Origin of the sequence: Antarctobacter sp. (genome assembly GCF_965277915.1) — a bacterium.
Taxonomy (GTDB): Bacteria; Pseudomonadota; Alphaproteobacteria; order Rhodobacterales; family Rhodobacteraceae; genus Antarctobacter.
The window spans coordinates 4,251,086-4,266,394 of the sequence record NZ_OZ255849.1 but is presented as its reverse complement, the minus strand read 5'-3'; the positions used below and the strand labels follow the sequence as shown (position 1 = coordinate 4,266,394).

The following is a 15,309-nucleotide window of genomic DNA, read 5'->3' as shown; positions in this document are numbered from 1 at the left end:
CATGCTAGGCGGCGGACATGGGTGAGACGATTTATGCCATTGGCGACATTCACGGCCAGCTGGCCATGCTGGACACCGCGCTGGACCGCATCGAGCAGGACGGCGGGCCGGATGCGCGCGTGATCTTCCTAGGCGACTATGTCGACCGCGGGCCGAATTCGCGCGGCGTGATCGAGCGCCTGAGCCGGGGTCTGGTCGAGGGGCGCAACTGGGTTTGCCTTAAGGGCAACCATGACCGACTGTTCGAATGGTTCGTCGCGCCGCCAGCACCGCGCCAGGATCCTTACCTGCTGCTGGGCTACGACTGGTTCCATGAGCGGATCGGCGGGCTGGATACGGCCGAGTCCTACGGTGTCGACGTGCCCGAGCGGATCCGGCAAAAGGACCTTGCCGCCGAGTTCCGGGCTGCCGTCCCGCCGGAACACCTGGCCTTCTTGCAGGGGCTGAAGCTGATGCACCGCGAGGCGGGCAAGGTCTTTGTCCATGCGGGCATCCGACCCGGCGTGCCGCTGGATCAGCAGGACGAGGAAGACCTGTTGTGGATCCGGCAGGAGTTCCACGACGATCCGCGCGACCACGGGGCGCTGATCGTGCACGGGCATACGCCGGTGGATGCGCCCGAGCTGAAGCCCAACCGGCTGAACCTGGATACCGGCGCGGGCTACGGGCGCCCGCCGGGGGTTGCCGTCCTTGAGGACAGCGGCGCGATCTTCGCGCTAGGCGCGTCAGGCCGCGTCTACCTCGGCGGCTGAGGCCCTTTCCGGCTTGGGTGCCGGCTCTTGCAGGGCCAGCCAGGCATCGTATTGCGACAGAAACACCTTGCCGGTCAGCTCATCCAGGAAATGCGACCGTTTCAGCCGGTCCATCACCGGTCCCTTGACCTCGGACAGGTGGAGCTGGATGCCCATTTCCGACAGGCGCCGGTTCAGTTCCTCCAGCGTTTCCAGCGCGCTCATGTCGACCTCGTTGACCGCCGGGAACATCAGCACGACATGTTCGATCGGCTCGTCACATGTGACGCGGCCCAGAACGTAGTCCTCGAGGAAGCGGGCGTTGGCGAAATACAGGCTTTCGTCCACGCGCAGCGTCACGAGGTGCGGCAGGGTCTCGACCTTGTGGCGCTTGATATTGCGGAAATGGTGGGTCTCCGGTACTAGCCCGACCTCAGCCACATGCGGGCGCGACGTCTTGTACAGATGCAGCCCGATCGAGATCAGCACACCGGCTGAAACGCCCAGTTCCACGCCGAACCCCAGCGTCAGGACGATGGTGGCAAAGACGGCCGCGAAATCGACCTTGGAATAGTCCCAGGCCTTCTTGAGGATCGAGAAATCGACAAGGCTGAGGACGGCAACGATGATCGTCGCGGCCAGCGTCGCCTTGGGCAGGAAGAAGAGCAGGGGCGTCAGCAGCAGGGTCGCAACGGCGATGCCCACCGCGGTAAAGGCGCCTGCCGCTGGCGTGGCGGCGCCGGCGTCGAAGTTCACCACAGAGCGTGAGAAACCGCCCGTTACCGGAAAGCCGCCCGAGACCGCCGAGGCGATGTTCGAGGTGCCCAGGCCGATCAGCTCCTGGTCGGGCGAGATGCGCTGGCGCCGCTTGGCGGCCAGCGTCTGCGCGACGGACACGGACTCAACGAAGCCGATGATCGAGATCAGCAGCGCGGACATGAAGAGTTCATTCCAGAGGGCAGGCGAAAAACTGGGTGCGGTCAGCGGCGGCAGGCCCATCGGGATCTCTCCGACGATTTTGACCCCGGCATTTGACAGGCCAAACACCCAGGTGGCCAGCGTGGTGACGACAACTGCAGCCACCGGCCCGGCCTTGGTCAGGACGTCGGCCAGTTTTGGCGGAACGCCTTTCTTCAGTAGCAGCGGCTTCAGCCCCTTGCGGACCCAGAACAGGAATGCCAGCGCCGCCAACCCCAGGGCGAGGGTATAGCCGTTTGTGTTCCCCAGTTCCGCGAACATGGTGCGCATCAACTCGGTCAGGGTGTGCCCGTGCATGTCGATGCCGAAGATGTGTTTCAGCTGCGAGGCGGCAATCAGGACACCCGAGGCGGTGATGAACCCGGCGATGACCGGGTGCGACAGGAAATTGGCCAGGAAACCGAGGCGAAAGAGCCCCAGCAAGGACAGGATCACGCCAGAGATGAAGGCCAACGTGCCGGCGGCCAAGGCGATGTCCACCGGGTCGGACAGGCCCAGGTTGCCGATGGCGGCGGCGGTCATCAGCGAAACGACCGCCACGGGGCCGACGGCCAGCGCGCGGCTGGTGCCGAAGATGGCGTAGGCCACCAGCGGCAGGATCGACGCGTACAGGCCCATCTCGGCAGGCAGGCCCGCCAGCAACGCGTAGGCCAGCGATTGCGGGATCAGCATGATGGTCACGATCACCGCCGCCAGTCCATCGGCAGAGGCGGTTTCGCGATCATAGGTCCGCGCCCAGTCGAGAATGGGCAAGTAGCGGGTCAATTGACGTGGGAGCTTCATGGCGAATCCTGCTTTCGGGTCGGGTTTATCCCCGAGTCGCGTCTGGAAACCATATATATTCACAAATCAGAATTTAAAAGGGGCTGCGCGCGTGCGCCAGCAAGCTGTGCGGCAGCGAGCCATGGGCCGGCGCGTCTCGCCCCGGCCCTTGGCGGCCTTGAGCTTACCCGGCCGAGACGCTTTCCGGCTTGGCCATCCACTCTTTCCCGCGCAGCATGGCTTTCCAGTAGACCGGCGGCAGGATCTGTTCCTTCAGCAACCATGCGGCGCGCGTCGGCTTTGTGCCATCGATCACCCACTTGGGGAAGGAGGGCAGCAGCGCCCCGCCATAGCCGAACTCGGCCAGAACGATCTTGCCCTTCTCGACCGTCAGCGGGCAGGAGCCGTAGCCATTGTAGACCGCATGCGGGCTGAGGCCGCGGGTGTCCGCGACCACGTTCTCGGCCACCACGGGCGCCTGCATCCGCGCGGCTGCGGCGGTCTTGGCGTTGGGGGCATTCATGACGTCACCAAGGGACCAGATGTTGTCATAGGTCTTGTGCCGCAACGTGGCCTGGTCGACATCGACCCAGCCTGCCGCATCGGCCAAGGGCGAAACGCTGATGAAATCCGGTGCCACCTGTGGCGGACAGACATGGATCATGTCGAACGCGACCGTAACCTCGGTCGGGTCTGCGTCCGGTTTCGTCACCTTGAAAGTCGCCGTCTTGCCGGGGCCGTCCACGGCGATCAGGTTTTGAAAAAAGTTCAGCGTCGCATCGTACTTCCTGACGTAATCCATCAGCGCCGGAACATAGTCCTTGACCCCAAACAGCACGCCACCCGCGTTCATGAACTGGATGTCGATGTCCTTCAGCCGCCCGGTCCGGAACCAGTGGTCGCCGGAAAGATACATCGCCTTTTGCGGCGCACCGGCGCATTTGATCGGCATCGGCGGTTGGGTGAAGAGCGCACGCCCTTCTCGCATCTTGCTGACAAGTTCCCAGGTGTAGGGCGCCAGGTCATAGCGGTAGTTTGAGGTCACGCCGTTCTTGCCCAGCGTGTCCACCAGTCCCTCTACCCCATGCCAGTCCAGCTTTAGTCCCGGGCAGACGATCAGCCGGTCGTATTTCACAACGCGGCAACCATCGAGCACCACGGCGTTGTTTTCCGGCTCGAACGCAGCAACGGCGGACTTGATCCAGTGGACGCCCTGCGGGATCAGGCTGCCCATCGTGCGGGCCGTGGTCGCGGCCTCGAAGACGCCGCCGCCAACCATCGTCCAGCCGGGCTGGTAGTAGTGCACATCGGCCGGGTCCAGGATGGCGATGTCGAGACCCGGCTTGCGCGCCTTGAGGCTGGAGGCCACGGCGATCCCGGCCGCGCCGCCGCCCACGATGACGATATCGAACTTTGCGTCGCCCGTGTCCGTGGGGGTCTTGCCCCCGTTCACGATGCGCCGCACGACACCCGCCATGTCATAGCCGGCACCCTTGGTGGCGGCGAGGATGGTCGCTGGGGACAGCGTATTCGCCTGGCTCAGCGACCAGAGCGTCGCTGACCGCGTGCCGGTCCGGCAGTAGGCAAAGACCGGGCCGGGCAACTCGCGCAGCAACTGGCCAAAGGCCTTGGCGTCCGCGTCCCGGACCTTGCCCGAGGTCACGGGCTGATAGCGAGCCTCCAGCCCCTTGGCCCTTGCCGCGTCGGCGATTTCGTCAAAGGTCGGCTGATCGGCACCCTCGCCATCCGGGCGGTTGCAGATGATGGCGCGATAGCCCGCATCGGCGATCTCTTGCAGGTGATCTGCGGTGATCTGGGGAGAAACGGTGATGTCGTCGGTGATCTTGCGGAATTCCAAGGCCTGCGCCTCCTGCATGCGGGGAATCGGGTCATGCAATGATATACATTCATTTATCAGAATGCGTCATAGGCGAAACGGTCGCAGGCCGAGGACAGAAAACCGGCCCCATACCGCATAAAAACCGGGAGATGCTTCTCCCAAGGCACGAAAAATTGGTAAATTCGGTCGAACCGGCATGCGATTGGCATATTTTCGGGAAAATCCCCTGTCACACCGTTGTTACTCTCTACTCAGCCATAAGGCGAATAAACGGAACAGGGACACTTAAGATGAACGATAAGTTTGTCGTCGGATATGACGGCAGCGAGGCGGCGCGGCGTGCGCTGGATTTCGCGATGGAACGCGCCACGGCGCAGGGGGCGATGGTTGTGATCGCCCATGTGCTGGAATGGTCGCCTTATTCCTTCCTGACCCCGACCGAGTTGGAAGAGCGCCACATGCGCCGCAAGGAAGAACTGAACCGGGCCGAAAAATCGATCATCACCCCCGCCAAGACCGCAGTCGAGGGCAAGGGCGTGCCGGTCGAGACGGTTCTGCGCTATGGCCATATCGCCGACACGCTGTGCGAGATTGCCGAGAAAATGGAGGCGGCGCAGATCTTCATCGGTCGCAACGGGCATTCCCGTTTTGGCAGCCGGGTCTTTGGTTCCGTCGCCGGATCGCTGGTCCAGACCGCCCCGGTGCCCTGCACCATCGTCCCCTGAAGTGCCGTAGAACAGGACAACCGACATGAACAGATTGACACAACGTGCGGCGCTTGCCGCTGCGGCTTTTCTGCTATTTGCGGGCGCTGCCGCCGCGCAGGAGCAGACCATCGACGAAAGAATCAACGCGATATTCAGCGGCGCGACCGGCTGGTTTGTGAGCTTTATCTTCAGCCCCTTTCCCGGCACCAGCTTTCCCTGGATCGTCGCCTGGCTGGTGATCGCGGCGACCGTGTTCACCATCTACTTCGGCTTCATCCAGTTCCGGGCCTTCCCCCATTCCATCGCGCTGGTCAAAGGCGACTATTCCGATCCCGATGACGCGGGCGAGGTCAGCCACTTCCAGGCGCTGGCCACGGCGCTGTCCGGCACGGTCGGCCTCGGCAACATCGCGGGGGTCGCGGTGGCCGTGGGCATCGGCGGCCCAGGGGCAACCTTCTGGATGATCCTCGCCGGCCTGATGGGCATGGCGTCGAAATTCACCGAATGTACGCTGGGCGTGAAATACCGAAACGAGTTCGCGGACGGCCATGTTTCGGGCGGCCCGATGTATTACCTGACCAAGGGCTTTGCCGAGCGCGGCCTGCCGGGCGGCGGTATCCTTGCGGTGCTCTTCTCGATCTTCTGCATCCTGGGGTCGCTGGGCGGCGGCAACATGTTCCAGGCCAACCAGGCGCACCAGGCCATCACGGGCGTCGTCGGAGAATATCCCGGCTTCATCACCGGTCTGGTGTTTGCGGCTATCGTCTTTGTCGTGATTATCGGCGGGCTGAAGTCCATCGCCTCGGTGACGGAAAAGGTCGTGCCCTTCATGGCGGTGATCTACGTCGGCACGGCGCTGGTCATCCTGATCATGAACGCCGACATGATCGGCTGGGCCTTTGGCCAGATCTTTGCCGGAGCCTTTACCGGGCTGGGTGTCGCGGGCGGTATGGTCGGGGCGCTGATCCAGGGATTCAAGCGGGCGGCCTTCTCGAACGAGGCAGGCGTCGGCTCGGCGGCCATCGCGCACTCTGCCGTGCGCACCAAGGAACCGATCACCGAGGGTTTCGTGTCCTTGCTGGAACCTTTCATCGACACGGTTGTGATCTGCACCATGACGGCGCTGGTGATCATCATCACCCAGCAGTTGATGATCGACGAGGCGACGGGCAATTACATGCTGAACGAGGCCGGGACCGCGATCAAGACGGTCGGCGATACCTCGGGCGTGGGTCTGACGGCGGCGGCCTTTGGCAGCACCTTCAGCTGGTTCCCGACGATCCTGGCGATTGCCGTGATCCTCTTTGCCTTCTCGACCATGATCAGCTGGTCCTACTACGGCCTGAAGGCCTGGACCTTCCTGTTCGGCGAGGGAAAGACCAAGGAACTGGTGTTCAAGGTGATCTTCTGCATCTTCGTGATTATCGGCGCCTCGGCCAGCCTTGGCCCGGTGATCGACTTCTCGGATGCGGCGATCTTTGCGATGGCGGTGGTCAACATCATCGGCCTCTACTTCCTGATGCCGATCGTCAAGCGCGAGGTGAACAGCTATCTCGACCGCCTGAAAACGGGTGAGATCAAGAAGTTCAAGCACTGACGTTAGTCGGTCGAACGGAAAGGGGCCGCCCGATGGGCGGCCCCTTTTCATTGGAGGTGACGGGGTGCTTCACGCCGCGGCGAACCCCTTGTCCAGGGCTGTCAGGATGGTGTCGATTTCACCTTCGGTGACGGTCAGCGGCGGCGACATCAGGATGTTGTGCATGCCAAGGCGAACCATTGCACCGGCCTCGTAGGCGGTCTGGTGGATACGCTTCATCGTTTCACCGTCCGTCGGCGTCTTGGCTGCGCGGTCGCTGACGATCTCGATCCCGGTCATCAGCCCGTGGCCGCCGCGCACATCGCCGATGATGTCATGGCGTTCCGCCAATTTGCACACACCGTCATACAGTTGCTTGCCGCGTGCTGCCGCGTTGGTCTTGGTGTCCAGACGCAGGGTCTCTTCGAGGCAGGCTGTGACCGCCGCGGCGCCCACCGGGTGTGCCGAATAGGTGTAGCCGTGGTAGATCCCGCCATCGGCGCCCGCGTTTTCAAAGACCTCGGCCACCTTTCCCGACATCAGCGCCGCACCCACCGGGAAATAGCCAGAGGTGATGCCCTTGGCGGTGCTCATCATGTCGGGCTGCACGCCCCAGTGCCGCGCGCCCGACCAGTCGCCGGTGCGGCCAAAGCCGGTGATGACCTCGTCCGAGATCAGCAAGACACCATGCCGGTCGCAGACCTCGCGCATCAGCGGCATGAAACTGGCGTCCGGCACGATCACGCCGCCGGCGCCCTGGACCGGTTCCATGATGAAGGCGGCGATGGTGTTCGCGCCCTGGAACTGGATTTCGTCCTCCATCGCCTGCGCGATCAGTTGGGCCAGTTTCGCAGGGTCTGTTTCGTTGAACGGGTTGCGATACGGGTAGGGTGACGGCAGGTGGAAACAGCCGGGCAGGAGCGGCTCGTAGTTGATGCGGAAGCGGTTGTTGCCGTTGACGCTCGCGCCGCCAAAATGGGTGCCGTGATACCCTTTCTTCAGGCTGAGGAACTTGGTCCGCGTCGGTTCCCCGCGCAGGCGGTGATACTGCCGGGCCAGCCGCAGGCAGGTTTCCACGGAATCCGATCCGCCCGAGGTAAAGAACACCCGCTCCATCCCGTCGGGGGCAAAGAACTCCTGCACTGCGTAGGCGGCCTCGATCGCGGGCGGGTTCGAGGTGCCCGCAAAGGCCGAGTAATAGGGCAGGTCATAAAGCTGGTCCGCGATGGCCTGTTTAACCCGGTCGTTGGAATAGCCAAGGTTGACACACCACAGGCCCCCCACCGCGTCCACCGCGGTATGACCGTCGATGTCGGTAATGCTGCTGCCCTCGGCTCCCTTGATGATCTTGGGCGGGTTGGCCTGTGCGTCACCCGGGGCGCCCATCGGGTGCCAGAGCTGGCGGGCGTTGTTTTCCTTGAGAAAGTTCTCGTCCTTCATGGCGGCGACTCCGGCTGCGGGTTTTGATCAAATTGGCAGGGGCAGGGATAGCTGTCCAGTGGGCGGCTCGTCTTGGTGTCGTTGGGCGCGACACCCGCACGGTCCCCGATGCGCAAGAACCTGCCGTGTCCGGGTGGGGGAAATCAGACTGCCGCGCCGGGGCAAGCCCGCATAGCTTTGAACCGCGGGGCAACCCTGTCCCGGATTTTGATTGAGGAGATTACAATGCGTATCGCTTTGCTTTCGATGACAGCCCTTGTTGTCCTGGCCAATACCGTCGCGGCGGACACCCCGCCCTGCATACCCAAGGTCAGCCCTGGGCAACCGAAATGGACAACCTGTGTGCCGGACGAACTGCACGCTCCCAGCGGCCCCAAGACCGTGTCCGGCATGGGGCTGAGCGTCAAGAAATGATCGCTCGAACGGCCGTTCGCGGTCTGCCAAACGAAAAACGCCGCCCCAAGGGGCGGCGTCCTGTTCCGAAAGGCGACAGGCTCAGAAGCCGAGGCCTTCGTATTTCTTCTTGAACTTCGACACGCGGCCGCCCTGGTCGAGCATGCGGCCCGTGCCGCCGGTCCAGGCCGGGTGCACGGTGGGGTCGATGTCGAGCACGAGCGTGTCGCCCTCTTTGCCCCAGGTCGAACGGGTCTGATACTCGGTCCCGTCGGTCATCTTGACGGTGATCAGGTGATAATCGGGGTGCAGGTTCTTTTTCATATCGCGGGCTCCTTAGGCGTCAGCGCCGGCGCTCTTGTTCTTGAGCGGCTTGTAGGTGGTGTCCTCTGCGATACGGGCCGACTTGCCGCGACGCGAACGCAGATAGTACATCTTGGCGCGGCGGACGCGGCCACGACGGACGACTTCGATCGACTCGATGTTGGTCGAGTACAGCGGGAACACACGTTCCACGCCTTCACCGAAAGAGATCTTGCGAACGGTGAACGAACCCGCGATGCCCTTGCCGTTCTTGCGGCTGATGCAGACGCCTTCGTAGTTCTGCACACGGGTGCGGGTGCCTTCGGTCACCTTGTAGCCGACGCGCACGGTGTCGCCGGGCTTGAAATCGGGAATGCTCTTCCCGAGCGAGGCAATCTGTTCCGCCTCGAGCTGTGCGATCAGATCCATCTGACCTTCTCCTATGTTCGTCGCGGTTTTCCCGCGGAGATGTCTGGGCAGTGCTTTCTCCCCGACGGGATAAAGATGACCAGCTGTTCTTTGTTCGGGGCTGCCCGTCGCCGGACAACAAGGTCAATCGGTGCCGAGTCGCCCCGGCACCGAAAGATGCGTGTCCTTACATGCGTGCCGGATCTAAATCAAGGACCAAGACCCGCAGCCCGCAGAACGCGATGCATTCAGGCGCTTTGCGCGAATTCCGCGTCGTGGGCGGCCGCGCCGTCCAGCCGGGCGCGGATGCTGTCGGGCAGGAAACGGCGGCTGGAAATCCGGGGCAGGGCCATCTCGTGGATGAGGCGGTCTGCGCCGTTCAGTTCCAGGTATTCCTGGTAGTTGGCAAAGGCGCTACGCCCGGCGTAATCGACATAGGTTTCTGCCGGGGCGCCTTCGGCCAGCAGCGCCTCGTGGGTCTCTGTCTCGACATGGTAGACGGTGACGGTATGGGGCATTTCCGCCGGATTGGCCCAGGTGATGCCGCGCCCGTTCACCAGGGCAGAGGCGTTGACCACATGCCCGTCCAGAACCATGCCGTGGTCGCCGGTGACCACGAGGTCGCGCAGGGGCAGTCCGCCGCCCAGAGCCCCGGCGTGGATCACGACCAGGTGACCATCGGCCGGGCGCACCGGCTGGTGGCCGACCCAGCGCACCCGCGTGGTGCCGCCATCGGCCCGCAGGATCTTCTGACCGGCCGTCAGTGTTTCGACGGCGAAATCGCCGGTCGCGGTCGCGATCCGGGTGCCTGCTGCAAAGCAGTTGATCGTGCTGGCGGACGCCGTGGGCGAGGAAATGGGCTGCGTGACGGAGGTGCCGTGCAGCGACGAGAGGTCATCGATGCTGGAATCGAAGGGAATGTAGAAATCCCGGTCGTCCTGGAAAATGGCATATTCGTTGCCGTTGATCGTGATGGTGAAGGTGCTGAAGGAGAGCGTGTTGCTGCCCCACTGAAGGTAGTCGAAGCCTATGTTGACCTGGCCGTCATTGTTGCCGTCCACCACGGTCGTGTCCGAGGTGTAAAGCAAGTAACTCCCGGTTGGGGTCAGGGTCGAACCGGTGTCCGAGCCTCGGAAATACAGCATGTCGGTCGCTTGGAAGTTGGGCATTCGAGGTCACTCCTTTTGGGTATAATCTCTTTGGCACGAAGGCCTGTCTGATACGTGCGACAGGGCGCCCGCGGCAGGCGCTGCAAGTCGTTGATAAACGTGCGAGACGGAGCTCACACGGGGATGGTCTGATGTGCCGACGTTCTGTCAGGGCATGGGACGGATGGGCACGCGAGCGTGTGCGGGGGGGGGGCGTCCTGGGTCTTCAGGGTCGACGCGTGGGGCGCGTCAATGGCGCCGTTGCAGCACCTTCAGGGACATTGGTCCCCTGTGTGGCGAATGCGTCATGCGCTGGCCTGGTCTGGCAGTGCGGCCCGGCAAAACCGGGCGGGACGGGGTGGGGCAGAAATCCCCTCCACGATGGTAAAACATGGACATGGCTAACCCGAAACAATCAAGTTTTCAGCAAGATAGCCAAAAGCCTCCGAAAGTGAATGCCGAATTAACCTGCCGTAGCGTCAAGGGTTTGGGCGTTCAACGTGTCGAACATTGCACCAGCGTGGTGCCGTTCATGGTCTGCGCGTTCAGGTTCGCGGTCAGGACAACCGCCACGAAGGGATTGCCCTGCGCAAAGGACAGAGTATCGGCACAGTCGCCCAGTCCGTTGTCGGCCTCGATGGTTATGACGGTGTCGCCATAGTGCTGGTGGGACAGCGACACTTCCAGCAACTCCGGATCCTCTTCGAAGTCCGGGGTGATGATCCGAAAGCCCGCGATTTCGGGCCCCTGGAACCGCCATTCCACGGTGTGCTCCCAGGCAAGGGCCGGCACGGCGAGTAGGCAAAGGGCAAGAGTGGGGGCAAAGCGCATGACGGCTCTCCGAGACTGGATCGGGGTAGGCTGGCACGGGTCGTCCAACCTGTAAAGCGGTTCAGAGCGCCAGCTTGAAGCCGGTGTGGCTGCCCGAGAAGCCAAGGCTTTCATAGAACCGATGCGCCTCGCGACGGGCCGAGTCAGAGGTCAACTGGACAAGGGCGCACCCGCGGGCGCGACAGGTCTCGATTGCCCAGTGGAACATCTGCCGGCCAAGCCCCTCGCCCCGCGCCGCGCGGGCGATGCGCACGGATTCGATCTGGCCCCGCCAGGCGCCCTTTCGGGACAGGCCGGGCAGGAACGTGATCTGAAGGCAGCCCAGGATTTCCGTGTCTCGGACAGCTACGGCAAGCAACTGGTTCGGGTCCGCGTCGATCCCGGCAAAGGCCGAGACATAGGCCTGGTTCAACGGCAGAGAAGCGTCCTCGCGCCTCGCGCCAAGATCATCGTCGGCGAGCAGGGCGACGATGGCGGGCAGGTCCTCGGCGGTGGCGCGGCGAAAGCTGATCACTGGGTCAGTCGTCTTTCCCAAGATGGGCCTGCCAGAGATCCGGGCGGCGTTCCTGTGTCAGTTTCTCGGATTCCGCACGGCGCCAGGTCTCGACCGCGCCGTGATTGCCGGACAGCAGAACCGGCGGGATCGCCCGGCCCTGCCATTCGGCGGGGCGGGTGTATTGCGGATGCTCCAGCAACCCGTCGGAAAAGCTTTCCTCCTCGGCGGACTCGGCATTGCCCAGGACGCCGGGCAGCAGCCGGACGATGGCATCCAGCATGACTTGCGCGGCAATCTCGCCGCCGGTCAGGACATAGTCGCCGATGGATACCTCGGCGATGTTGAAATGGTCGATCACGCGCTGGTCCAGCCCCTCGAAACGGCCGCAGATCATGGTGATACCGGGACGAGTGGCCAGGTCGCGCGCCATGCCCTGCGTGAACGGCCGGCCACGCGGCGACAGGTAGACCAGCGGCGCCCCCGCGTGCTGGGTGGCGCGCGCGGTCTCGATCGCGGCGCCCATGACATCGGGGCGCAGCACCATGCCAGCGCCACCGCCGGCGGGGGTGTCATCGACGTTGCGGTGCTTGCCCTCGCCGAAGGCCCGCAGCGGAACGGTGTTCAACTGCCAGAGCCCGTCCTTCAGTGCCTTGCCGGTCAGGGACAGGCCAAGCGTTCCGGGAAAGGCCTCGGGGAACAGGGTGATGACCTGAGCGCGCCATGCGCGGGCCAGCTCTGCCTCCGGGTCCATCAGCTCGCGGGGCTTGAGCGTGGGGCGGATCGTCTTGCGTCCGTGGGATCGGGCCGGGGGGGACTTGTCTGTCATGGGTAAGGGCGTCCTGCTTTGACGCGCCCTTTAGCCCGAGCCGGGGGCAGGGAGCAAGGATGTGGCTTAATCTTAAAGATAGTCAGCCCGGTGCGGCGCGGCGACAAGGCCGCCCTGGGCGATGTCCCAGGCCGGACGCGGTCGAGGGGTGCGGCCTTCGAGCGAGACAAGGATGCATTGCGGGTCCGGCCAGCGGGCTTCGCGATTCAGCACGGCAAGCCCGTCCAGTTCCTCCGCAAGGGCGGGGGCACTGTCTCTGTCCGGCACATGGGCCAGTTCCTGGGTGCGGTAGATCCCGGCGTTGCAGTTGTCGATGATGCGGCGCACCTGCGCCAGAAAGTCGAGATCTCCGTCGATTTCGGCGTTCTGCAACTGTGCCTCCTCGGGCAGACGGGCAAGGTAGGCCGCGACCGTTGCCCGATCGCATTCGGGCTGGGTCACGCACCAGAGGGCCGCGCTGCGCTGCGCCGGGTCGGCCGGATCATGTTCCAGCACGATTCGATGCCACAGATCCTCGTCCACCGTTCCGAGGCTGTGCAGCGCTTCTGTCAGTGTGCGGGGCCGAGGGCTGGCGGCGAACATCAGAGCAGTGGCCTGAAAGGCGGCAAAGGCGCGGTCGTAGGCGACGCGGGCCTCGGCGATCCTTTCGATCTCTTCGCGCAGTTTCAGCACCACGTCGGGACGCTGGAACATCTGTGCGATGCGACCGGCCTCGCCGGGGCCTGCCTTCAGCAGGCGTTCCAGCTGGGTCAGTGCGATCGTCATGTCGCGCGAAAGCTCGGAAAGGTCCGTGACGTTCCAACTGTCCAGAATGCGCCCCAAAATACGTGCGATGGCGGTTTCGCGGGTCGGCGGGGCCTCGGGTTCGGCGCGCAGGTCCACGGCGGCGGCGAGCGTATCGGCCAGTGCCAGGCGTTGCTCCGCTGTCGAGGGCAATTTGGCGGAACGCCTGCGCAACGAGGCGCGACGCAGGAGCACAGGGCCGGACGGACGCGGGCGCGCCTTGCGTCCGCGCAACGAGGTCGTGAGCGCATAGAGGCTGCCTACCCCGCCGATGGCCAGGCCGATCGGTACGCCGATGGCAGAGGCAGGGAGCAGCGTGGCCAGAAAGGCCGGTCCAATGGCCACGCCTGCCAGTCCGAGTCGATACACGAATGCGTCCACGGTAATCCCTCAAATCCATTTCGAATGTGGCCAAAATTGGCCGAAAATTGCGGCTTGAACGTGGCGCGCGACGGCCCAATTCGCCCACTTTCCGTAGGCGGACGGCGACATTACCGGGTATTCTGGCGGGCCGTCTTCAAGTCGTGGGCAATCCTGCCGGGCGTGGCGCGGATGCGGTCAAAATCCGATTGGAAACAGGGCCAAAGCGAGTCACGGATGCAGGTTGCCGTGGCGCGTTCGGCATCAACTATGGCACGATACGCGCAGCCGATGCAGGCCGGGTGGTCAGTCGAACAGGCCTTCGGGCGGATCGGCCACGATCCGGCCCGCCGTCAGGTCGACCGTCGGAACCGCCGCCAAGGTGAAGGGCAGAAGCACCGTACTGGACTTGCCCGGAACCTGAAGTTCCAGCAGATCGGTGGCACCGTGGTTCTGCACCGCGCGGACCTTGCCCAGTTCGACGCCGCCGGTGTCGAAAACCGGCAGGCCGATCAGGTCGGCGTGATAATATTCGTCGTCGGGAAGGTTGGGCAGCCGGTCGCGCGGCGCATAGAGGCGCGTGCCCTTGAGGGCATCGGCCTCTTCCTTGGTCCGGACACCGGACAGATGAGCGGCAAAGCCGTTCTTGATTTCGCGGGTGATCTCGATGTCGAAGAGGCGCGCGCCATCTTCGGTGCTGAGCGGCGAATAATCGGCCACCGCCAGCGGGTCGGAGGTGAAACTCTTGAGGCGCACCTCGCCTTGGACGCCAAAGGCGCCTGCAATCGCGCCGACGCAGATCGTGTCAGTCATTGGGATATTCCGAAACAGACGCCATCACGGGCCTCGCCTCCCTTGTCCTCACAGCGATCATGCCATGTCAATTCGGAATAGAGAAACCCGGCGGTGAAGGCGATCACCAACAGGATGAAACTGCGCAACAGGCGAAACATGGGAAAAGGGGCAGGACGGCGGGGGTGGCCCGCCGTCCCGCTGACCGGAACTTATTCCGAGTCGGCGCCAGCCGCTGCAGCGGCTTTCTCTGCCTTCTCTTCAGCACGTTCCTGGGCCTTCTTGCCCGGGGTGCCCTTCTTGGGGTTGTTGCGCTCTTTCTTCTCGATCACGCCGGCGGCTTCGAGGAAGCGCGACACGCGGTCGGTGGCCTGTGCGCCTTCGCCCAGCCAGTACTGGATGCGCTCGACGTCCATCTTGACGCGCTCTTCGCTGTCCTTGGGCAGGAGCGGGTTGTAGGTGCCCAGCTTCTCGATGAAGCGGCCGTCGCGCGGCATGCGGCTGTCGGCGGCCACGATGCGGTAGAAGGGACGCTTTTTCGAGCCGCCGCGGGCGAGACGAATCTTGACTGCCATTTGTTTTCTCCTTTGTCGAATGGCTGAAGACGGGCAGGGCCGTCTTACGTCTGGTGTTGCTTGTGGTGCTGGATGACTTCCTGAATGACGAAATTCAGGAATTTCTTGGCGAACTCCGGGTCGAGGTCGGCCTGGGTCGCAAGATCCTGGAGCCGCGCGATCTGTTTTTCCTCGCGCGCGGGGTCGGATGGGGGAAGCTCGTGCTGCGCCTTGAGGACGCCCACGGCCTGAGTGTGCTTGAACCGTTCGGCCAGCGTGAACACAAGGATCGCGTCGAGCCGGTCGATGCTGTCGCGATGTTCCTTCAGCAATTCCGCTGCGCGGGTGACTGGATCGGTCATTGTGCGGTCCTTTCGGGCA

General features: G+C 63.7%; 18 protein-coding genes. 4 read left to right on the top strand and 14 right to left on the bottom strand.

All coding sequences use genetic code 11. From position 1 onward, the window contains the following. Positions 1 to 17: 17 nt before the first annotated feature. Positions 18 to 752, top strand: a complete 735-nt coding sequence (locus tag ACQY5B_RS21840; RefSeq protein ID WP_420327419.1) for a metallophosphoesterase family protein — start codon at positions 18 to 20, stop codon at positions 750 to 752. On the opposite strand, the gene ACQY5B_RS21835 is transcribed toward ACQY5B_RS21840, so the two are convergent. Next, positions 726 to 2,492, bottom strand: a complete 1,767-nt coding sequence (locus ACQY5B_RS21835) for a SulP family inorganic anion transporter (protein ID WP_420327420.1) — start codon at positions 2,490 to 2,492, stop codon at positions 726 to 728. The two genes, ACQY5B_RS21840 and ACQY5B_RS21835, sit on opposite strands and share 27 nt — an antisense overlap. 163 nt (positions 2,493 to 2,655) lie before the next feature. Continuing rightward, a complete protein-coding gene (locus tag ACQY5B_RS21830; protein WP_420328588.1) occupies positions 2,656 to 4,329 on the bottom strand; it encodes a bifunctional protein tyrosine phosphatase family protein/NAD(P)/FAD-dependent oxidoreductase in 1,674 nt (557 codons plus the stop codon). A gap of 272 nt (positions 4,330 to 4,601) precedes the next feature. Between ACQY5B_RS21830 and ACQY5B_RS21825 the strand changes: the two genes are divergently transcribed. Continuing rightward, on the top strand, positions 4,602 to 5,036 hold the full coding sequence (locus tag ACQY5B_RS21825; RefSeq protein ID WP_305967990.1) for a universal stress protein: 435 nt from the start codon (positions 4,602 to 4,604) through the stop codon (positions 5,034 to 5,036). Positions 5,037 to 5,061: 25 nt separating this feature from the next. Beyond that, a complete protein-coding gene (locus ACQY5B_RS21820) occupies positions 5,062 to 6,615 on the top strand; it encodes an alanine/glycine:cation symporter family protein (protein ID WP_420327421.1) in 1,554 nt (517 codons plus the stop codon). A gap of 69 nt (positions 6,616 to 6,684) precedes the next feature. Here the strand turns inward: ACQY5B_RS21820 and ACQY5B_RS21815 are convergent, their stop codons facing one another. Further along, entirely contained in the window at positions 6,685 to 8,034 is a 1,350-nt protein-coding gene (locus ACQY5B_RS21815) for an aminotransferase class III-fold pyridoxal phosphate-dependent enzyme (protein ID WP_420327423.1), read from the bottom strand. 225 nt (positions 8,035 to 8,259) lie between these two features. Between ACQY5B_RS21815 and ACQY5B_RS21810 the strand changes: the two genes are divergently transcribed. After that, complete coding sequence (locus tag ACQY5B_RS21810; RefSeq protein WP_305967993.1) at positions 8,260 to 8,448, top strand: hypothetical protein; 189 nt, start codon at positions 8,260 to 8,262, stop codon at positions 8,446 to 8,448. An 81-nt stretch (positions 8,449 to 8,529) separates the two neighbouring features. Here the strand turns inward: ACQY5B_RS21810 and rpmE are convergent, their stop codons facing one another. The 11 genes from rpmE to ACQY5B_RS21755 all read right to left on the bottom strand — a co-directional run bounded on the left by rpmE (position 8,530) and on the right by ACQY5B_RS21755 (position 15,290). Continuing rightward, complete coding sequence (gene rpmE, locus ACQY5B_RS21805) at positions 8,530 to 8,751, bottom strand: 50S ribosomal protein L31 (RefSeq protein WP_043140792.1); 222 nt, start codon at positions 8,749 to 8,751, stop codon at positions 8,530 to 8,532. Positions 8,752 to 8,763: 12 nt separating this feature from the next. After that, positions 8,764 to 9,159 carry a 50S ribosomal protein L19 gene (gene rplS, locus ACQY5B_RS21800; RefSeq protein ID WP_305967994.1) on the bottom strand — a complete coding sequence of 132 codons (396 nt, stop codon included), beginning with the start codon at positions 9,157 to 9,159 and terminating at the stop codon, positions 8,764 to 8,766. Between the two features lie 227 nt (positions 9,160 to 9,386). Continuing rightward, positions 9,387 to 10,307 (bottom strand): Hint domain-containing protein, encoded by a 921-nt coding sequence (locus ACQY5B_RS21795; protein ID WP_420327424.1) that lies wholly within the window; start codon positions 10,305 to 10,307, stop codon positions 9,387 to 9,389. A gap of 474 nt (positions 10,308 to 10,781) precedes the next feature. After that, the gene (locus ACQY5B_RS21790; protein WP_420327426.1) at positions 10,782 to 11,117 is read right to left on the bottom strand and encodes a hypothetical protein; all 336 of its coding nucleotides are present in this window, start codon (positions 11,115 to 11,117) and stop codon (positions 10,782 to 10,784) included. A 61-nt stretch (positions 11,118 to 11,178) separates the two neighbouring features. Next, complete coding sequence (locus ACQY5B_RS21785) at positions 11,179 to 11,631, bottom strand: GNAT family N-acetyltransferase (RefSeq protein WP_420327428.1); 453 nt, start codon at positions 11,629 to 11,631, stop codon at positions 11,179 to 11,181. A 4-nt stretch (positions 11,632 to 11,635) separates the two neighbouring features. Next, a complete protein-coding gene (trmD, locus tag ACQY5B_RS21780) occupies positions 11,636 to 12,439 on the bottom strand; it encodes a tRNA (guanosine(37)-N1)-methyltransferase TrmD (RefSeq protein ID WP_305967998.1) in 804 nt (267 codons plus the stop codon). Positions 12,440 to 12,511: 72 nt separating this feature from the next. Continuing rightward, on the bottom strand, positions 12,512 to 13,591 hold the full coding sequence (locus ACQY5B_RS21775) for a hypothetical protein (protein WP_420327429.1): 1,080 nt from the start codon (positions 13,589 to 13,591) through the stop codon (positions 12,512 to 12,514). Positions 13,592 to 13,888: 297 nt separating this feature from the next. Next, the gene (rimM, locus tag ACQY5B_RS21770) at positions 13,889 to 14,395 is read right to left on the bottom strand and encodes a ribosome maturation factor RimM (RefSeq protein WP_305968000.1); all 507 of its coding nucleotides are present in this window, start codon (positions 14,393 to 14,395) and stop codon (positions 13,889 to 13,891) included. Then, positions 14,392 to 14,535, bottom strand: coding sequence for a hypothetical protein (locus ACQY5B_RS21765; protein WP_305968001.1), 144 nt, complete (start codon positions 14,533 to 14,535; stop codon positions 14,392 to 14,394). The genes rimM and ACQY5B_RS21765 overlap by 4 nt, the downstream gene beginning before the upstream one ends. A 51-nt stretch (positions 14,536 to 14,586) precedes the next feature. After that, on the bottom strand, positions 14,587 to 14,949 hold the full coding sequence (rpsP, locus tag ACQY5B_RS21760; protein WP_305968002.1) for a 30S ribosomal protein S16: 363 nt from the start codon (positions 14,947 to 14,949) through the stop codon (positions 14,587 to 14,589). 44 nt (positions 14,950 to 14,993) lie between these two features. Then, positions 14,994 to 15,290 (bottom strand): chorismate mutase, encoded by a 297-nt coding sequence (locus ACQY5B_RS21755; RefSeq protein WP_305968003.1) that lies wholly within the window; start codon positions 15,288 to 15,290, stop codon positions 14,994 to 14,996. Positions 15,291 to 15,309 lie beyond the last annotated feature (19 nt).